This window comes from Streptomyces sp. RPA4-2, from assembly GCF_012273515.2.
In the GTDB taxonomy this organism is placed as follows: domain Bacteria; phylum Actinomycetota; class Actinomycetes; order Streptomycetales; family Streptomycetaceae; genus Streptomyces; species Streptomyces kaempferi.
Map to the genome: position 1 here is coordinate 8,242,612 of NZ_CP050975.2, position 18,088 is coordinate 8,260,699.

The window sequence follows — 18,088 nt, forward strand, 5'->3', positions numbered from 1 at the left end:
TGAGCGCGCCGGACCGAGGGGAGCGTCGAAGATCTGGGGCGAGGGCCGAGTGCCGTTGCCCCATCCGGTCCGAGCAGAAGACCCTGCACCAGATCGGCGGCCTGGGAAGTCAGCCACGGCTCACGCCCCAGGGCGTCGGCCAGGTCCAGACCGTGCACGGCGACCTCGACCACGCGCGTCAGCAGGAACTCCGACAGGAGCATCGGATCGCCGTGCCGCGTGCGAACCACAGGCCCTTCGGGCTCGGCAGCTCACCTCGCTAGTGCCGTGATCGGACAGGTTCGCCGAGGTCTCGTGGTCTGCGGGTGCGTGAGTCGCCGCTGCTCCCGGCTTCGGCTGGTCGCAGGGCTGAGCGACCGTTGCATGGTTGTAATCAACTTGCTGTCCGCCCCGGCGGGCGGGCAGGGTCTGGATCATGCTTGAACTACGTACTTTGGAATCGGACGACTGGCCCCTTTGGCGGGAGTTGCGACTGGCCGCGCTTGCCGAGGCGCCCTACGCGTTCGGATCGACGCTGGCCCAGTGGCAGGGCTCCGGCGACCGGGAGGAACGCTGGCGTGCCCGTCTGTCGATCCCTGGCGCGCACGATCTCGTCGCCCTCCTTGACGGCCTTCCGGTGGGCATCGCCAGCGGAGTGCCGGGCGAGGGAGCAGGGAACGTGGAGTTGATCTCGATGTGGGTCAGCCCAATGGCTCGGGGCAAGGGCGTGGGCGACTACCTGATCCAGGAGGTCGAGCGGTGGTGGGCGGAGCGCGGGGCCACGACCCTCCGGTTGTCCGTCATGCCGGACAACCGCAGGGCGACCGCGCTCTATGAGCGGCACGGTTTCACGGACACGGGTGAGCCCGGCGATCTGCTGCCCGATGGCGTGGGCAGGGAGCGGGTCATGGCGAAGGGCCTGGCCGCTGTCTGATCTCCACATCCGGGCACGGCAGGATCCCTCACTTGGTCAGGCTGCGGCGGCGAGGGGGCGTCCGCCCCAGCAAATGCCCTTCTCACTCCGGATGCGGGCGGGTTCGCAACGCTGCGCCGCCAGGACGCGCACACGGACGGGCTCCGCCACCATGCCTCCAGTCGTCGGATCGGACGTCACCACCCATCCAACGACCGTGGTTGAGACCTCGTGACCACGTTGGTTTTCAGAAGGGCGCGTGGACTCGACCGGCATCCGAAGTGGACCGTCAATGCTGTCGAGAGCCTTCTGTCACCCCTCGTCGCCAATACGTTCGCCGGTCGCCGCATCGATCGCAATGTCTTGTTTGCCGCTACCAACAAGCCAAACCGGCCGCCAGTTTCCCTTGATGCGTTGGGCAAGGAGCAGAGTCGAATCGGTTGGAAGACCGGTCTCCGCCTGCGCAAGATGCCTGGCTTTCGTCACGTCGATCGTGACCGACGGAAGCTGGGGATCTTTGACAGTCCGGGCTGTGAATCCGATGACCCGGCCCGTCGTGGTGACCGTGAGGTCGAGGCGCATGGGAAGCAAGACCCCGTGTGCGTAGCGCCGGTACGCCACCACGTACGCCCGTGTCGCACCGTCTCCAATCGCACGGCTCCGTTGCTTGCTACCTGCCACGTCCTTCGGGAACCATTTGTGGGCGAACTCATCAGCAGCCGCGGCAACTTGTGCTTGGCTGAGGCTGCCGTCATCTCCACGCGTGTTCGAAGACCAGGCGCTTTCCAGGCTCTTCTCAGGCCACCAGCCCGAGATGCTGCCCCGGTTCGTCTCCATGGTGACCTTCAGACGGTCTCCGTATTTCTTGGTCGCCGTCCCGCGAACCTGTAGATCATCGCCGTAGATGCCCTTGGCTGCTGTAGTCATCCACTCATCAGCCTGAACGGCGGATTCAGCAAGGCTATGCCTCTGGTCGTCCATCGCGACGACATCGACGGAGTCGATCCGGGAGTGGAAGATCTCTGCCCCGGCCACAATGGTCACCGCAGCGAGCGACACCCCCCACAGCAGATCTCGCGCAAGCCGTCGCGGTAGCTGCTGCCGTTGATACAGCCAGATGGCTCCCACGACTGACCCCAGCACAGCACCGATCGCGTTTGCCGCGACGTCTGTCAGGCTGCACGCGCGGCCCAAGTGCCCCGCAGACTGGATCAGTTCCACGGTTCCGCTGAGGCAACCAAAGGCTGCGGCAACTGTCACCGGCCGCCTGAAGAGCAGGACCGCCAGACATGCGCCGGGGGCAAAAAGGGCGATGTTCAGCAGCGAACTCGCCGACGTGAGCACGTCAGCGGGGATGCCGGTGTCACACTGCCCGGGCTCCAAGCCGGCGCTACCGGGCAGCAGGGTCACGGCGACGATGCCGGCCAGGTAGGCGGCCAAGCCTGTCCTCAAAGGCCATGGTTTCTGCCGGGCTTTGGCCATGAGCGCCGTGGGCGCTGCGAGTAGGGCAGCAAGGATCAGGAACGAGACGATCAGGTCAGGCACGGCGGACATGGATGCTTTGATCACAGGATGACCTTCAGAAGACGAAGCCGGGGCGCCGGTCGGGCGCCCCGGCCGTCATGGAGACGGATTAGCAGATGCTGAGTGGCGGAGTGTGGTAGCCGCCCGTGCTGGCCTTCATGTAGCCAGCGACCGAGCGGGCGGGGACGGCCATGCTTCTTACCTCCCCAACTGTGGGAGAGGTCTGACCTGAAGAGACCGACTTCTGCGAGTCAAGGAAGAGCTCGTCCCCGGTGGACATCGTGAGCTGGACCGTGGCCTTACTGCCGCCGGTCTTCTTGTACGCGGTGGAGGAGTAGCGGCTGGGCGGCCGTCCCTGGCCCCGTCGCTGAGGCTCCGTCGAGCCCGTCCGGAAGCGTCACTCCGGATGGCGGCCATGCGATGACAGAAGCATCTCACCATCCGATGAATGGCTTATTCCGTGCATACGTGGATATGACATCGGCACGCGACGGTCGGTGAACACCGCGGGGGGCGGACATGGGTGTGGACGACGCGATGGTGCGTGCGCTGGGCACGGTGGCGAACTGGTTCCTCCTGGCCGTAGCCGCCCTGATCGCGCTCGGGGTCGTACGCAACGTGTCGGCGTTCCTGCATCGCGTACGCGCCCGGGGCCGGATCCTGCCGCTCATCCTGCTGCCCGAGCACCCGGCCGAGGAAGACGGCACCGCGGCGCCGAGCGCGCACCTCACCGCCCATCTCGCCGCCCACCTCACCGAGCACCAGACGGACAGCATCCTCGCTCCCGGCAGTCCGTCCGCCGCCACGGCAGTCAGCCGGCCCCAGACCTCCACGCCCGCACAGGGCTGGGTCGAGTCCCTGATCCGTATCGCCCTCGCCAGTCCCCCCGGATACGCCGTCCACCTCCACGAGCTGGAACCCCACGATGCCGTTCGCCGGGTGTCGGTACGCATACTGCGGGTGCCGAAGAACCGCATCGTCGCCGCCCGCGTCGTCGCCGAGGAGAACGAGGAGAGGCTCGTCGAGAAGGTCGCCGTCTACTGCATCGTGCAGGTCCGCAACCAACCGGAGATGCTGCGCAGGATTCCGCGCTGGGAGCGCTGGGGCGAGGACGAGCGGGCCTTCACCCACTACCGCAAGGGCGTTCACGAGCAGCGTCGGCACACACAGGCCCGAGCGGACGACGCGAGTGCCGGCGTCGACTACGGCACTGCGCTGCGGTCCTACAGCCAGGCCGTCAAGTTCGCGCCGGGAAACCTGCTCATCCGGCACGGTGAGGCGGCGCTCATCGAGCTGATGCATGCCCACCATCCGGACGATTATCAGCGGGCGATCGCCACGTACCAGCGCTGTACCGAACTGTGGCCGGAACACATCGAGACCGCCTACCGCATGGCCATCGCCTATTCCCGTGCGGCCCGGCCCCTCCTGCGAGGCCGCGACCTCCCGCCCGAGCGGATGACACAACTCGAGGGAATGGCGCGCCTGGCCCGGGAACACCTCGCCGACATCTGCGCGCGACTGCGCCTGCTCTCACTGCTGCGCCGCTGGCTGCGCAACAGCATTCCCGGCGGCCGGTCCAACAGCGGAGAGCGCCGGTACTGGGGCTCGTGGCTGATGCCCCTGCCCCTCCCGGCACGGCGGTCCCAGCGCCGTACGTTCCTGGGGGCGATCCGCATCGCCCTGGCGGCGCACGACCTCACCCAGCTCCATCTCAACGGCCGTCACGGCCGTACGAGTGTGGCGGCCGACCGCCAGCAGCGCGCGGTGGCCCTCGCGTTCGACCGCGTGGCCAGGGAAGTGCTCGTCCGTACCCGGCGCCCGGCGCGTGGCACCGGCGTCCGCCGTCTGCTCTTCGACGACCACACCACGACGGGCTCCGCCCACGACGCCCACACCCACAGCACCATCACCCATCCCAGGGCGACCTCTCAGCACTGGGGGCCGGTGCGCAAGGGGTCGGCCGGCTGGATGACCCACTACAACGCGGCCTGTTTCCTCGCCCTCGCGATGACCCTGCCCGACGAGTGCCTGCCGGCGGGCTACTCACGCGTCCACTGGCAGCAGGACTGCAACCGGTCCGCCCTCAACCAGCTCGACCGCAGCCTGCGCACGCCCGACAGCACGCTGACGGGAGACTGGATCGCCCACGATCCCGATCTCGACCTGCTGTGGTCCACCGAGTCCGGCGCGGCCTGGGCCGAGTTCATGAACATCGACATCCCCACCCCGCCACCACCGCCCCCGCCACCACCGCCCCTGTCACCCTCCACCGCGCCCTGACCCGTCGGCCCGCCCCGCGTCCCGGGACACAGCCCGCGACCGCCGTCGGGGCACCGGCGAGAACCGGTGCCCCGACGGCGGTCGGCTGCTCGGCGGACGCGGGGCCGAACCGGCCTCCGCCGCCGATGACGGGGAACGCGCGTGCCCGGGTGAGTTCCCCGGCCGCGACGTCGCTCAGCCGGCCTTCGACCGGCGCGCCCTGCTGAACCGGCGCATGAGCGGGGCCTCGACCGTGGAGTAGAGCACCCACGACAGCAGGACCGTGACGGCGGCGGTGCCGAGCAGCATCGCGAAGCCGGCCGTGTTGGAGTACATCTGCTGCATGCCGAGCGCCTTGCGCAGCCAGGACAGTGCCGTGTAGTGCAGCAGGTAGAAGGCGAAGGAGATCTCGCCGAGCCAGACCATCGTGCGATTGCGGAACAGGGTGAAGCGGCCCTCGATGTCGGCGGTCGCCGTGGCCGCGATCAGCAGCACGATCGGCAGGATCATCGTGGCGCGCTGGCCGTACAGGTAGGGCACGTGGAAGGTCAGCGCGTATCCGCCCACCAGCAGCAGGCTCGACCAGACCATGCCGATGTTGCGCCAGCGTCCGTGCCGCACCGCGAGCGCCACCAGGATGCCGAGGGCGAAGTCGACCATCCGGACCGGGGGCAGTACGTAGGCGAACCAGTACTGCGAGACCGAGAGGACCTGGCCGCTGGGCACCCGCGGGGTCTTCGGGAACAGCGCGTACGCCAGCGCGGGGGTGGCCACCACCGCGGCGATCGCCCCGGCGATCCAGTACTTCAGGTGACGGGGGTCGATACGCCGGAACAGGTGCAGCAGCAGCGGGAAGCACAGATAGAAGACGGCTTCCACGGCCAGTGACCAACTCGGCGAGTCCACACTGAAGTTGGTGAAGTAGCTGGGTACCCACACCTGGACCATGAAGAGGTTGGCGACGGCGACGCGGGTGGAGGTGAAGGAACCGGCGAACAGCAGCATGGCGAGGGCCCAGGCGACCACGTAGATCGGGTAGATCTTGACGAACCGGCGCCGCCAGAACGCCGTCGTGGTGTCGCTGTCCCGTGCCGACCAGGTCAGTACGAACCCGCTGAGTACGAAGAAGAACGCCACGCCGAGTCCGCCGGACTGCCCGAACCAGTCGGCCAGCCGGTACTCGGTGCGGTCGTCGGCCAGCAGCCGCAGCGGGGGTATCGGGAGGAAGGCGTGGTGGGCGAAGACGACGAGCGCGGCGGGGAACCGCAGGCCGGTGAGGGACGGCAGCCGTGAGGGGCCGGGACGTCTCGGCTCCGCGGCGGCGCCGCTCTCACCGGCCGGCGCGGAGCCGGTCAGAACTTGATCAGTGGCCATGGGATCTCCGTTGTCGGGCCGTTCTCGGGGAGTCCTGCGGTGTCCGGTCCCGCACGAGGGGGAAGGGACCGGGTCTGTACAGCGCACGGCCCGGTCTGGTCGTGCGCGGCGTCGGGTGCCGGCCGAGGCCGTCCGTCACCTCGCGCTACTGCGTTTCTCCGGTGGGGAGTTACACCGTTTTTTGTACCGTCGCGTGCTAGTGGCGCGCTCAAGGGCCAGGGGTGGACCGAGCCGGCCGGGGTGGTGTCGCGCTCGACCCGGCGGCCGGGCTGACCACACGTCGGATACCCACACGTCGGATACCCGCGCGTCGGTGACGCACGGGTCGGTGACGCGCGGGTCGGTCGGTCGTGCCCCGGTGACGCGCGGACGCGCGGACGCGTGAACCGTCAGCCGTCCGTTGTGCGGTTGTCCTCCGGTGGGGAGCCGTTCGCCGCCGGTCCGCCCGGTCGGTCGGGGTCACGTCCCATGGCCCGGTGACCCCGGCCGACCGACCGCACCGTCCCCTGGTCCGGTGCGGGAGCGTGGTGGCTCAGTAGCGGACGTCGCTCTGGACGAGCGGCGGATACACGGTGGAGGTGTGACCGTCGACGGTGGTTCCCGCGAACTGCAGCATCGACCGCAGGGCGCCGTGCATCGGTGCCGGGTAGTCCAGGTCCGGCGCCGACACCTCGTCCAGCCGTCGGAGCTGTTCGGGTGTGAGTGTCACCTCCAGGCCGGCGAGGTTGTTCTCCAGGTGGTCGAGGCGCCGGGCGCCCAGAATGGGTACGACGGTGCCCTCGCGGGCCCGAAGCCAGGCCAGCGACACCGCCGCCGAGGTGGTGCCGAGTTCGCCGGCGACGGCCGCCACGGCGTCGATGACGAGGTACTCGTCCTCGCCGGGGCCGCCGACGAAGGCCGCCCGCGCGGAGTCGGTGACCTGGGCGTCCCGCCGGTACTTGCCCGACAGGAAGCCGTTCTTGAGCGGGCTCCACGGCACCAGCGCCATGCCCTGGTCGAGCGCGAGCGGCGCGAGTTCACCCTCGACGGTGCGGGCCAGCAGCGAGTACTCGACCTGCAGGGCGATCAGCGGGCTCCAGCCCTTCAGCAGCGCCGTCGTCTGGGCCTGGGCGGTGACCCAGGCAGGGGTGTTGGAGAAGCCGATGTAGCGGATCTTGCCGGCGGTGACCAGGTCGTCGAGGGCGCGCAGCGTCTCCTCGATCGGGGTGTGCCGGTCCCAGTTGTGCAGCCAGTACAGGTCGAGATGGTCGGTGCGCAGACGGCGGAGGCTCTCGTCGAGCTGGGCGATGATCGACCGGCGGCCCGCCCCGCCCCCGTTGGGATCGCCGGGGAAGAGGTTGGTGAAGAACTTCGACGCCAGCACGACGCGCTCGCGCCGTCCGGGACGCGCGGCGAAGAAGTCGCCGAGGATGCTCTCGGAGTGGCCGTTGGTGTAGAAGTTCGCGGTGTCGATGAAGTTCCCGCCCTGGTCGAGATAGGTCTCCAGGATCTTCTCGGACTCCTCGACGCCGCATCCGGCACCCCCGGGGTCCTCCCCGAAGGTCATCGCGCCGAGGGCGAACGGGCTGACCCGCAGTCCGGACCGGCCGAGGGTGACGTAGTGGTCGAGAGGCATGACGGTGCTCCTGGGGTGTCGCGACGGATGCGGATCTGCTCACCACCATCGAAGCGCGGGCGGCAGGGTCCGGAGTAGGCCGATCCGCGCGGGTGCTTGCACGATCCTCTTCGCTTCGCCCCGGTCGGGCCTGCCCGGCGACGCCCTGGGACTTCCGAGGCGTGAGCGCGCCCCCACCGGCCCGCCGGGCGAGGTCCGTCTCCTCAGCTGCCGCTGAGGATCGTGCGCGGAAGCGACGTGCCGCGGTGTTCGTTGCAGTCGGCCGGTGCCGTGTCACCGGAGGCGGGCCACCTCTGGTGGGACTGGAGGGCGAGGCTCACCAGGGTCAGGAGCAGATGGATGTCGCCGTCGACTTCGAGGCGTATGGTCACCCAGCGCGAACCGGGCACCATCCGGACCGCGCCGGCGCCCATGAGGTGATCCTCGTAGCGGCGGATGGCACGGGTCGTGAGATGCAGGTCGGCATCGTGGTCGGAGTGGAAGTGCACGATCTCGTCCCGGGCCGAGCGCAGTGCCCGCCCCGTGCCGCAGCTGGGCCGGGCCTCCGAGAGGTCCGGCCAGGCCGCCAGTTGCGTCATGGCACGCAAGGCCAACGTCATGCCCCCATAATGACCAGCTCACCGCCCGGCCACCAGGACTTGGGGATGCCGTAACCGACTTGTGGTTCGAGCGTATCGGGGCATAGCGAGAAGGGAATCGTGACGGGCGGGAGGAGTGCCGCCCTGACCGGGCGAAAGGACGGTCACGCCACTGGAAGCGGAGGATCACGCCATCCAGAAGAACACCGCGGTCATCCTCTTGTCCTCGATGGTGGTACCCGCGTAACCGGTGGCGCTGTGCATCAGGTTGGCGTTGTACAGCAGCAGCCGGTTGTAGCGATGCGGCACACGGACGTCCTCGACGAACGAGTCCGGCGGTACGAAGCGTGTCCCCAGCGCCTCGACGAGGTTGTTGTGAGGCGCCGCCACCACGTTGCCGCCGAGGCGGCCGCCGGGCAGGTTCTGCCGGTAGAAGCTCGTTCCGCAGTCCTTGGGCACGGTCGGGTTGAGATACAGCACCGCGGCGTACCGGCACAGCGCGCGGGAGTCGGTGTGCGGGCGCGGCTCGCCCTCGTCCTTGCCGACCACCTGGATGCAGTTGTGGTTGAGGGTGGCCCCGGAGTCCGTCGCCTGCTGCCACAGTTCCCGCGCTCCGGTGGCCTTCTTCACCAGCCGCTCCACGCGGGCGAGTTCGGCCGGTTCGAGCCCCGGCATCGTGCGCAGGCCCGGCCAGCTCTCCGAGGTGTACGGGTGACCCTTGACCCAGTCGTCCTTGGCGAGGCAACGGGCCCGGACGGCTTCCACGTCGGGGAGGACGTCGTCGAGAACCCAGTAGTCCCGGTCGCGGGTCGGTTTCCGGTAGGGGAGGACGGGGAGAGCGGGAGTCCGTGGGGGTGTGGGGACATGCGGCAGACCATAGTGGCGGCGCCGGTCACCACTGGCCAAGGAATTGGTCAACAGTCTGTCAACTTCCCTTGGTGGCAAGGGTGTCGAGTGGCCGGCTGGAGCGGCGGGACCGGCGGCGCGCGTCCGTCACACCGGTGGCTCCGTCAGGGACTGCTCAGCCCAGATGATCTTGCCCTCGGGGGTGTAGCGGGTACCCCAGCGCTGGGTGAACTGGGAGATCAGGAACAGCCCGCGGCCGCCCTCGTCGGTCGTCTTCGGATGGCGCAGGTGCGGAGCGGTGGCGCCTCCGTCCGAGACCTCGCAGATCAGGGCGTGCTCGGTGATCAGGCGCAGCCGGACCGGTCCCGGGGCGTGCCGGATGGCGTTGGTGACGAGCTCGCTCACCACCAGCTCGGTGGTGAAGGCCAGCGCGTCCAGGCCCCAGGCCTTGAGCTGCCCGGTGGCGGCCTTGCGGGCCTGGGCGACCACCGCCGGATCGTCGGGCAGGTCCCAGGTCGCGACCTGCTCGGTCCCCAGCCGACGGGTGCGCGCCATCAGCAGCGCCACGTCGTCGTACGGACGGGTCGGAACAAGATCGTCCACGATCGTCCGGCACAACCCGTCCAGCGATCCCCGGTATCCCTCCAGCGCGCGTCGCAGACGCTCCCGGCCCGCTTCCGGGTCCCGGCCGGTACGGGGCGTGGCGATGAGGCCGTCCGTGTGCAGACCGAGCAGGCTGCCCTCGGCCAGGGTGAACTCGGCGGATTCGAAAGGCAGTCCGCCCACACCCAGCGCGGGACCGCGGGGCAGGTCGGCGAACGAGACCGTGCCATCGGGGGCGACGATCGCGGGTGCCGGATGCCCCGCGCCCGCCATGGTGCACCGCCCGCTCACCGGGTCGTACACGGCGTAGAGACAGCTGGCGCCGACGGCCTGCATGCCGCTGGTGAGGGTGTCCGCCCCGCTGCCCTCCTCCCGGGCGGCCCGGCTGACCAGGTCGTCGAGATGTGCGAGCACCTCCTCGGGCGGCAGGTCCAGATCGGCGAGCGTCTGCACGGCGGCCCGCAGCCGCCCCATGGCGGCGGCACCGTCGATGCCGTGACCGGCCACCTCGCCCACGACCAGCGCCACCCGGGCCCCGGACAGCGGAATCACGTCGAACCAGTCGCCGGCCAGCCCCGTCAGCTCGTCCGCGGGCCGGTAGCAGGCGGAGACCTCCACGGCGTTCTGCTCGGGGAAGCGGTGCGGAAGCAGATTGCGCTGAAGGACGAGGGCCGCGTCGCGTTCGCGGGTGTAGCGGCGGGCGTTGTCGACGCACAGGGCGGCCCGGCCCACGAACTCCTCCGCCAGGCTCAGATCCTCCTCGTCGAAGGGGTCATGGCGCCGGCGCCGGAAGAACGTGGTGATGCCCAGGGTGACACCCCGCGCGCGGATGGGCACGATCATGACGCTGTTCAGTCCGAGATCGAGGAAGTGGGCGGCCTGCCGCCCCTCGTCCGCCGTGGCCCACTCCTCGGCCGACGGATCCAGCCGCTGCTCGCGCCACGACCGTCCCTCGGCCAGGCACCGGATCGGGGGAGAGCCCGCCTGGTACGTCGCCACCGCGCCGACGGGCACGGTGGTCTCGGGCACCCCGGCCCGGGTCGACTGCTGGCCGGCGCGCCGCAGCGGTACCACGTCCGTGTCGCTCAGCCGGCCGGAGGCCGGCTCCGCCCCCTTGAGCACCGAATCCAGCAGGTCCACGGTGGCGAAGTCGGCCAGGCCCGGCACCGCCACGTCGGCCAGCTCCTGCGCGGTCCGCATGACGTCGAGGCTGCGGCCGATGTGCTCCCCGGCCCGGTCCAGCAGTGCCAGCCGCCGCCGGGCGCGGTAGCGCTCGGTGACGTCGACGACCGTGTAGTACACACCTATCGGATGGCCGTGGTCGTCGTCGAGCCGGACGAACGACAGGGAGTGCGCGGTCTCGCGATGCGGCGCGGACCGTACGCGGCCCACATGCTCGAATCCGACCACCGGCTCACCGCTCCGCAGCACCTGGCGCATCCTCGCCTCCAGGGCCTCGGCGTCGAGCCCCGGCTGCACGTCGGCGAGTCTGCGTCCCAGTCGACGCTGCGGCGAGCCACCCCCGAACTGCTCCAGCGCGGTGTTCGACCACACGAACCGCAGCTCCGTGTCCACGATCGCTATGCCCACCGGGGAGCCCGCGTTCATCCGCTCCAGCACGGACCGGCTCATGTTCCAGCCGGGGCCGTCGGCGAGGTCGGCCAGCAGCACCACCCACCGTGTCGGCGCGGCGTCCTCCCGCACCGGGATGGCCCTCACCATCACCCGGACCGCGTGGCCGTCCCGGTGCAGCGCGGACAGCAGCCCCGCCCAGCCACCGACGCCACGGCACCGCTCGGCACGCTCCGAGATCCGCGCCGCGTCCTCCGGGAGCAGCAGGTCCACGACGTGGTGGCCCACCACCTCCGCGGGCCGGTATCCCAGCAGCCGCTCGGCGTCCGCGGTCCAGCCGGTCACCGTCAAATGGGCGTCGAGCACAAGCGGCGCGGCATCCGCCACGTCGAAGCGCCGACGGGGCGGCACTTGTCTTTCCTCGCTCACGGCCACGTTGACCCTCTCCGCTCCCCGAAGGTGGTCCTACCCCGTATGTGCCCATTCTTCACGTTGTCCGACCCCGTCACGGGGAAGCGGCCGGCGTTCGCACGCCCACGGACGGTCGCCGGGAGCCCGCCGGCAGCCCGGCGGGGAGGCGCCCTCCGCTGAACTCCCGGGCCGGCCGTCACGTATCACTCCCTGGGGATGGCGTGAGCTCACGCGCGGAAGGAGAGCAGTGTGTCTACACCGCCCGAACCGGACCAGCCGGCCAGGCGACGGGCCATCGAGCCCACCCATGTGCAACGGCGCCGCCGGACGGAGGCACTGGCGCAGCTCCTGAAGGAGGTGCGGGAACAGCAGTACGGGGCCGATCCGGACGGCGACTACGAGATGGTCGCCGTGTCCGCCACCTCGGCGAAGGCCGTTTTGCCCGCTGCCGACGAGGAGACCGAGGAAATGCCGCCCGTACCGGGGGGTGAGGACTACACCCGCGACGCCGGAACCGCGGGCGTCGCACCGGGACCCGCGCGGCGGGCCGCGCGCGCACCCGTCGTCGCGCAGGGGAACGGGCCATGGCCCGTGCGGGGAAGACAGTCCCGGCCGGGACGGCAGCCCACCCCCGGCCGGGAAGGCGCACCCGGACGCGGTCACGCCGACGGTGCCATCCGGCGCCGAGCCGCCATCGCCTTGGGGGTGACGGCGGCGGCCCTGACCGGCTTCGCCCTCGCGCTCCTGCTGCCCGACGACGGGGACAGCCGCGCACAGGCCGGACACCCCGGAAGCGGCCCCTCCGCGACAGCGGCCGCCCCGGCGCCGTCCGGATCCGCGGACCCGGACGGCGCGGGCACCCTCCGTGAGGGGGACAGCGGCCAGGCGGTGAGCGCACTGCAGCAGCGGCTGCTCCGCATCCCGGACGTGTACGCGGGCGGCTCCACCGACGGCAGCTACGACGCCACGCTCACCGCGGCCGTCGCCCGCTTCCAGCTCTGGTACGGCATCCGGGGGGACGAGACCGGCGTCTACGGCGACGACACCCGCGCCGCCCTGGAATCCCGTACGACGTTGTAGGCCGTCAGGCGGGCAGGGCGGCGAGCCAGTCGATCAGGATGCGGTTGACGTCCTCGGGCCGTTCCTGCTGGATCCAGTGGCCGCAGTCGTCCAGGATGTGGGACGAGACCAGACCGGGCAGGGTCGTGGGGAACGCCGCGATCGCGTCGGCCAGCCAGGTCGTGGACGCGTCGAGGGCGCCTCCGACGAACAGTGAGGGCTGGGTGACGGGCGCGCCGTCGTGGTCGGCCAGGTCCTCCCAGTCGCGGTCCATGTTCCGGTAGCGGTTGAGCGCCCCGCTCGTCCCGGTCCGCTCGAACTCCTCGGCGTAGACGTCGAGGGTGGACTCGTCGAGCCAGTGGGGGAGACGTCCGGCGGGAAACCGGTCACGCAGGGTTCCGCCGGGGCTCACGAAGTGCGGGTCCGGCGTGCCGGGGCCGGGCATGGTGTCGCCGGACAGCGCCGCGTAGAAGCCCGCGAGCCAGCCGCGGACGTCGGGCTCGATCTCGGCCTCGGCCCGGCCGGGCCGCTGGAAGTAGGAGACGTAGAACTCCTCGGGACCGCCCATCCGCGCGAAGACGTCGCTGGGGCGCGGACCGCCGCGCGGCGCGTAGGGCACGCTCAGCAGCCCGACCGCGTGGAACACGTCGGGGCGGACCAGCGCGGAGGTGGCGGCGATGGTGGAGCCCCAGTCGTGCCCGACGACGGTCGCGGACCGCTCACCGAGGGCGTGCACGACGGCGGCGCAGTCCTCCACCAGTTCCAGGATCCGGTACTCGGCCACGCCGTCGGGCCTGGAGGAGCGGCCGTAGCCGCGGACGTCGAGGGCGACCGCCCGGTAGCCGGCCGCGGCGAGCGCCGTCAGCTGGTGGCGCCAGGAGTACCAGGACTCCGGAAATCCGTGCACCAGCAGGACCAGTGGGCCGGTTCCCTGCTCCACCAGATGGATCCGGCCGGCCGGCGAGGTCACCAGACGGTGGGTGCGGTCTGCTGCGGACGACTTCGGCACGGATCCTCCCAGGACACTCCGGCTGCGGTGGGTGCGACGAGCGGGTTCCCGGGGGACCGGTCCTCCTCGTGTCGGCACTACGGGTGATCATGCGGGGAGCGGCGGGGCGCGGCCCAGTGATGTTGCCGATCCGGCAAAACCGGGCCGTCGCCGCGCACGCGGATCACCTGCCCCGCCGGGCGTCCTCCAGGTCCAGCAGCCGCTGCTTGCGTTCCAGGCCCGCGGCGTACCCGGCGAGTGCGCCGCCGGCACCGATCACGCGATGGCAGGGGCGCACGACGAGCAGGGGGTTCGCGCCGATGGCGGTGCCCACGGCCCGCACCGCCGCGCGTGACGCCCCGATCCGCGAGGCGATCTCGCCGTAGCTGACCGTCGTGCCGTACGGGACGCTCTCGACGGCCTTCCACACCCGCCGCTGGAAGTCGGTGCCCGCCCCGCCGGCGTACTCGATGGCGAAGTCGGTCAGGCCGCCCTCGAAGTAGGAGTTCAGCTGCGTGACGATGTCCGTGAACGCGCCGTCGTCCCGCGTCCATCCGTCGCGCACGACGGCGCCGGACTTCTGGCCGGGCATGGAGAGCGACACGAGCGCCGTGCCGCCCCTCGCGGTGGCCGACTCCTCGCCCACGAGAAGCAGCTCGCCCAAGGGGCTGTCGATGGTCGTCCAGACCGTCATCGGAGGTGTCCTTTCACGTGTGGTCCAAGCGGTGCGAGCACCGCTTCACCTGCCATGTTGCCGTGTTCCCCGCACGGCGTCCGGCGGGATTCGGACACCTAGTCGCGGGCGGCCGCCCGCACCCCGTGACGAGTGAGGGACCGAAGGCGCCCGCTCCTCGTCCTCGGCGCGATGTTCGCCAGGACGACACGCGCCCTGCCGCCCACGCTCATCCGCTTCCCCATCGTCCGGAAGAGACTGGCGGACGGACTGGCGACCTCCGGAACGAAGGGCTGATCACGTGCATCTCCCGTACCAGCGCGGGCGGTTGGACGACCTCCAGGACGACCCGGCAGCGTACGACACCGTTCTCGCCGCCGTCACCGAGGAGGCGCTGGCCCGCCTCACCCCGGACGGCAACCTCGAACACCCCGCGACCGTCCAGGACATCGGTGACACCTCGCTCGGCATCACCTCACTGCTGGCGCTCGCCACCAACTGCGCGCGGGCAGCGTCTCGGTGGCGTTCGACGACCGGATGACGCCGTCCCTGGTCGAGGCTGCGGGCACCTGTCTGCCGGGCCGGCGGCCGTGAACCGCCGGCCCGGCTTCGGTCCGGTCGTCGACGGCTTCCTGTTGAGCCGCCCGATGGGCGAGGTGCGGGTGCGCGACGTCGAGAGCGACGGACTGACAGCCAAACTCGTCAGCAAGCCCGTCGTCACCCGCGACCACGTCCTGCGCCATCTCAGGTCGCTGTACGTCACGGACGGCACCAGCCTCTGGATGACGGTCGCCGTCGAACGGCTGGACGGGGAGCCGTACCTGCTCGCCGGAATGCCGTACGCCGCCGACGACGGCGACCGGGTCCGCAGGGTCGCGACGGCGGAGGTGGCGTCCGCCGGCACCCTCCGGCTGACGCACCCGCGGACCGAGGGCGCCGACCGCTTCGACGCCCGCGCCCGGACGACGCAGGAGGAGGCGGCCTTCGCCCTCGCCGCCGACCCGCGGGTCTACGGCAACCCCGACGAGGGCTGGCGTCACCTGGTCGCCTCCAGCGCGTTCGAGGCCGGTCCGGTTCCCGGCGCCCCGGAGGACCTGCACGTCTTCGCCGTGCGCTACGGCTCCCCGGGTCCCTTCGCCCCCGTCGTGGAGTACGCGCCCGGGGGGCCGACGATCCGTACCGAGGCGTTCACCGCACTGATGGGGAGTCCGGCGGGCGATGCGCGAGGGGAACCCGGGGCGCGGATCCGGAGGCGGTGACCTCTGGTCCCACGACCAGATCGGCACGGGCCCGCGTCGCGGCGACCAGATCGGCGTTGCGCTGGTCCGTGCCGAGCACCCAGGCCACCGCCGTGTCGTGGTCCTTGCCGAACTCCTCGTGGCGGGCGACGAGTCGGCGCACGCGTTCGCTGTCGTCGAGCTCGCAGAACCAGACCTCGTCCAGCTGCGACCGTACGCGCTCCCACGCCGCGTCGCGCAGGAGGAGGTAGTTGCCCTCGGTGATGATCAGACGGGCGGTGCGGGGGACCGGGACGGCACCCGCGATCGGCTGCTCCAGGGTCCGCTCGAAGCCCGGCGCGTAGACGATGCCGTCGTCCTCGCCCCCGTCCTCGTCGCGCAGCCGGCGCAACAGCGCCGCGTAGCCCGCCGCGTCGAAGGTGTCGGGAGCGCCCTTGCGGTCCCGGCGGCCCAGGCGCTCCAGCTCGACGTCCGCGAGATGGAACCCGTCCATCGGCACCTGCGCGACCCAGCGGGAGTCGTCGCTGTTCAGCTCCCGGACCAGGCGCTCGGCCAGCGTCGTCTTGCCCGCTCCGGGACTTCCGGCGATGCCGAGGATCGCGCGCCGGTCCGGACGGACGAGGGACGCGGCCCGCTCCAGCAGGTCGTCGAAGGTCATGAGCGGCGCCGAGGGCGCACGACCGCGGTGCCGGCGGCCAGATCGACGGTCGTACGGTGCGCGGGCGCCCCGTCCTCCTCGTCGTCCCGCATCACCAGGGCCGACCGCCGTTCCTCGAGCTCGTGCTGCTTGCCCGGCGAGAGACTCGCGTGCAGTTGCTCGAAGCCGGTGGCGGATATCTGTCCCTGCCGCGCACCGTTGCGCCACGGCAGGAGGCCGGCGCGTCCGGCGCGGAGCAGCGCCTGGTCGGCGAAGGCCGCGAGGGTCAGTACGACGACGAGTCCCGGAAGGGTCATGAAGACGGCGAATCCCATGCCACCAGTATCGGGCGCGGAGGCGGAGACCGGCCGACCCGGTTCCACCGGACCTGTGCCGGCTCGGGCGACGGGTGCGGCCGGTGCCGGTGGTCCGGCCGCACCCTGGCACGTCAGTCCCGGGCGACGTCCGGCGCGATGTCCTCGTACCGCTCCCTGGGGGCGGCCGGCGCCGTGGCGCGGAGGGCCGCCTTGGACGCCTTGCCGCAGAACGCGGATTCCAGGGTGCCCGCCATGGTGTTGAGCACGTCGGCGTTGTTCGAGGTGTTGGCGAGCGAGGTGACGCTGCGCTTGCCGTCCTTCGAGGTGAAGGCGTACGTGTAGTAGCCCTGCACGGTGCCGGTGTGCCCGTACACGGAGACACCGCAGGACAGGTCGCGGCGGCGCAGACCGAGGCCGTAGCCCTGGGTGCTGTTGACGGTGGTCCACTTCTGCATCTGGGCGAGTTGCGCGGCGGACATGAGCTTTCCGGCCATCAGGGAGGAGAAGAACGTGTTGAGATCCCGCGTGCTGGAGATGACCGCGCCCGCGCTCTGCGCCCAGGACACCGTCTGCGCGGTGGAGTCGACGAGGGCCGCACCGGCCTCGTCGGGGGTGAGATAGCCGTTGGCGTGTGTGCCGGGGATGGCGGTGTCGGGGTGCACGTAGAAGGTGTCGGTCAGGCCGAGCGGTCCGAAGATGCGGTTCCGGTACTCCGTGGCCACCGCGTGCCCGGTGAGCTTCTCGATGAGCATGCCCGCGACGACGAAGTTGGTGTTCGAGTACGAGTAGGCCGCCCCCGGCGCGTTGGTGAGCGCGTGCTTCAGGGACAGGCGCACCAGGTCCTGGTAGCTGAAGACCTTGTTGCGGACGGACTCGAAGCCCGGGACCGTCTGCGCGAACATGTCGTTGGTGTAGTCGTAGAGGCCGCTGCGGTGGCTCATCACATGGCGCACGGTGATCTTGTTGTCGGGCAGCAGTCCGGGCAGATAGGTGTTCACCGAGGTGTCCAGGTTCAGCTTGCCCTCGTCGACCAGTTGCAGCAGGACCACGGCGGAGAAGCTCTTGGTGACGCTGCCGACGCGGAACCGGTCGGCCGTGGTGATGGCCCGCCCGGTGGCCCGGTCGGCGACCCCCTCGGACAACTGGTGGACGGTGCCCGCGTCGTCGACGCGCACCATCGCGCCGGGCGCTCCCTGGGCCAGCGCGGTGTGCAGCACGCTCTGCAGCCCGGCGTCGTCGGGCGCGCCCGACCCCGCTGCCGCGACGCTCGTGACACGTCCGGTGTCCGAGCGGCCCGGCGCCGCGGAGGCCGCCTGCGCGGGGACCGCGACGAGGGACAGCAGTACCGCGCCCAGCGCCGTACCCGTGCCCACCGATCCTGAGACCATCTGATTCTTCTCCCGACTCTCTCCACCGGGTTCGCCCGCCCGTGCGGACGTCCGGCGTGCACCGTGCCGCGGACGCGGCGTCGACACCTTCTTTACGCGCCGGAGCGGCCG

The 18,088-nt window shown here is 70.8% G+C and carries 16 protein-coding genes and 1 pseudogene; 6 read left to right on the forward strand and 11 right to left on the reverse strand.

Going from position 1 to position 18,088, the window contains the following annotated elements; all coding sequences use genetic code 11:
- Positions 1 to 415: 415 nt before the first annotated feature.
- Positions 416 to 913, forward strand: coding sequence for a GNAT family N-acetyltransferase (locus HEP85_RS35975; protein ID WP_168531665.1), 498 nt, complete (start codon positions 416 to 418; stop codon positions 911 to 913).
- 291 nt (positions 914 to 1,204) lie between these two features.
- On the opposite strand, the gene HEP85_RS35980 is transcribed toward HEP85_RS35975, so the two are convergent.
- Entirely contained in the window at positions 1,205 to 2,461 is a 1,257-nt protein-coding gene (locus HEP85_RS35980; RefSeq protein WP_168531666.1) for a VanZ family protein, read from the reverse strand.
- A 474-nt stretch (positions 2,462 to 2,935) separates the two neighbouring features.
- Here HEP85_RS35980 and HEP85_RS35985 point away from each other — a divergent pair, with 474 nt between their 5' ends.
- The gene (locus HEP85_RS35985) at positions 2,936 to 4,699 is read left to right on the forward strand and encodes a M48 family metallopeptidase (protein WP_168531667.1); all 1,764 of its coding nucleotides are present in this window, start codon (positions 2,936 to 2,938) and stop codon (positions 4,697 to 4,699) included.
- A 174-nt stretch (positions 4,700 to 4,873) separates the two neighbouring features.
- On the opposite strand, the gene HEP85_RS35990 is transcribed toward HEP85_RS35985, so the two are convergent.
- The 5 genes from HEP85_RS35990 to HEP85_RS36010 all read right to left on the reverse strand — a co-directional run bounded on the left by HEP85_RS35990 (position 4,874) and on the right by HEP85_RS36010 (position 11,677).
- Positions 4,874 to 6,052, reverse strand: a complete 1,179-nt coding sequence (locus tag HEP85_RS35990; RefSeq protein WP_168531668.1) for an acyltransferase — start codon at positions 6,050 to 6,052, stop codon at positions 4,874 to 4,876.
- Positions 6,053 to 6,584: 532 nt separating this feature from the next.
- Complete coding sequence (locus HEP85_RS35995) at positions 6,585 to 7,667, reverse strand: aldo/keto reductase (RefSeq protein ID WP_168531669.1); 1,083 nt, start codon at positions 7,665 to 7,667, stop codon at positions 6,585 to 6,587.
- 203 nt (positions 7,668 to 7,870) lie between these two features.
- Entirely contained in the window at positions 7,871 to 8,266 is a 396-nt protein-coding gene (locus HEP85_RS36000; RefSeq protein ID WP_168531670.1) for a luciferase family protein, read from the reverse strand.
- Between the two features lie 165 nt (positions 8,267 to 8,431).
- Complete coding sequence (locus HEP85_RS36005) at positions 8,432 to 9,118, reverse strand: DUF6445 family protein (protein ID WP_369658151.1); 687 nt, start codon at positions 9,116 to 9,118, stop codon at positions 8,432 to 8,434.
- Positions 9,119 to 9,238: 120 nt separating this feature from the next.
- Positions 9,239 to 11,677 (reverse strand): SpoIIE family protein phosphatase, encoded by a 2,439-nt coding sequence (locus tag HEP85_RS36010; RefSeq protein WP_369657996.1) that lies wholly within the window; start codon positions 11,675 to 11,677, stop codon positions 9,239 to 9,241.
- 249 nt (positions 11,678 to 11,926) lie between these two features.
- On the opposite strand from HEP85_RS36010, the gene HEP85_RS36015 reads away from it, so the two are divergent.
- A complete protein-coding gene (locus HEP85_RS36015; RefSeq protein WP_248002214.1) occupies positions 11,927 to 12,757 on the forward strand; it encodes a peptidoglycan-binding protein in 831 nt (276 codons plus the stop codon).
- Positions 12,758 to 12,761: 4 nt separating this feature from the next.
- Here the strand turns inward: HEP85_RS36015 and HEP85_RS36020 are convergent, their stop codons facing one another.
- Together HEP85_RS36020 and HEP85_RS36025 are read right to left on the reverse strand one after the other, a co-directional pair.
- Positions 12,762 to 13,745: an alpha/beta hydrolase gene (locus HEP85_RS36020; protein ID WP_356011111.1), complete on the reverse strand. Its 984-nt coding sequence runs from the start codon at positions 13,743 to 13,745 to the stop codon at positions 12,762 to 12,764.
- Positions 13,746 to 13,908: 163 nt separating this feature from the next.
- A complete protein-coding gene (locus tag HEP85_RS36025) occupies positions 13,909 to 14,418 on the reverse strand; it encodes a methylated-DNA--[protein]-cysteine S-methyltransferase (RefSeq protein WP_168531673.1) in 510 nt (169 codons plus the stop codon).
- A 132-nt stretch (positions 14,419 to 14,550) separates the two neighbouring features.
- On the opposite strand from HEP85_RS36025, the gene HEP85_RS36030 reads away from it, so the two are divergent.
- The 3 genes and pseudogenes from HEP85_RS36030 to HEP85_RS36040 all read left to right on the forward strand — a co-directional run.
- Positions 14,551 to 14,694, forward strand: a complete 144-nt coding sequence (locus HEP85_RS36030; RefSeq protein WP_168531674.1) for a hypothetical protein — start codon at positions 14,551 to 14,553, stop codon at positions 14,692 to 14,694.
- Between the two features lie 4 nt (positions 14,695 to 14,698).
- Positions 14,699 to 14,938, forward strand: a complete 240-nt coding sequence (locus HEP85_RS36035; RefSeq protein ID WP_168531675.1) for a hypothetical protein — start codon at positions 14,699 to 14,701, stop codon at positions 14,936 to 14,938.
- Positions 14,884 to 15,656: pseudogene (locus tag HEP85_RS36040) on the forward strand (hypothetical protein); the annotation flags it as partial. The gene HEP85_RS36035 and the pseudogene HEP85_RS36040, both read left to right, overlap by 55 nt.
- On the opposite strand, the gene HEP85_RS36045 reads toward HEP85_RS36040, so the two are convergent.
- From HEP85_RS36045 to HEP85_RS36055, 3 genes are all read right to left on the reverse strand, one after another.
- Positions 15,586 to 16,293 carry a nucleoside/nucleotide kinase family protein gene (locus HEP85_RS36045; RefSeq protein ID WP_168531676.1) on the reverse strand — a complete coding sequence of 236 codons (708 nt, stop codon included), beginning with the start codon at positions 16,291 to 16,293 and terminating at the stop codon, positions 15,586 to 15,588. The pseudogene HEP85_RS36040 and the gene HEP85_RS36045 sit on opposite strands and share 71 nt — an antisense overlap.
- Entirely contained in the window at positions 16,290 to 16,607 is a 318-nt protein-coding gene (locus HEP85_RS36050; RefSeq protein ID WP_168531677.1) for a DUF6191 domain-containing protein, read from the reverse strand. The genes HEP85_RS36045 and HEP85_RS36050 overlap by 4 nt, the downstream gene beginning before the upstream one ends.
- Before the next feature lie 113 nt (positions 16,608 to 16,720).
- Positions 16,721 to 17,977 carry a serine hydrolase gene (locus HEP85_RS36055; RefSeq protein ID WP_168531678.1) on the reverse strand — a complete coding sequence of 419 codons (1,257 nt, stop codon included), beginning with the start codon at positions 17,975 to 17,977 and terminating at the stop codon, positions 16,721 to 16,723.
- Positions 17,978 to 18,088: the final 111 nt, after the last annotated feature.

Bases quoted from the DNA above. Each gene is read 5' to 3' on its own strand.
- HEP85_RS35975 (WP_168531665.1), top strand. From the start codon at position 416: ATGCTTGAACTACGTACTTTGGAATCGGACGACTGGCCCCTTTGGCGG.
- HEP85_RS35990 (WP_168531668.1), bottom strand. From the start codon at position 6,052: ATGGCCACTGATCAAGTTCTGACCGGCTCCGCGCCGGCCGGTGAGAGC.
- HEP85_RS36055 (WP_168531678.1), bottom strand. From the start codon at position 17,977: ATGGTCTCAGGATCGGTGGGCACGGGTACGGCGCTGGGCGCGGTACTG.
- HEP85_RS36050 (WP_168531677.1), bottom strand. From the start codon at position 16,607: ATGGGATTCGCCGTCTTCATGACCCTTCCGGGACTCGTCGTCGTACTG.
- HEP85_RS36045 (WP_168531676.1), bottom strand. From the start codon at position 16,293: ATGACCTTCGACGACCTGCTGGAGCGGGCCGCGTCCCTCGTCCGTCCG.
- HEP85_RS36025 (WP_168531673.1), bottom strand. From the start codon at position 14,418: ATGACGGTCTGGACGACCATCGACAGCCCCTTGGGCGAGCTGCTTCTC.
- HEP85_RS35985 (WP_168531667.1), top strand. From the start codon at position 2,936: ATGGGTGTGGACGACGCGATGGTGCGTGCGCTGGGCACGGTGGCGAAC.
- HEP85_RS36000 (WP_168531670.1), bottom strand. From the start codon at position 8,266: ATGACGTTGGCCTTGCGTGCCATGACGCAACTGGCGGCCTGGCCGGAC.
- HEP85_RS35995 (WP_168531669.1), bottom strand. From the start codon at position 7,667: ATGCCTCTCGACCACTACGTCACCCTCGGCCGGTCCGGACTGCGGGTC.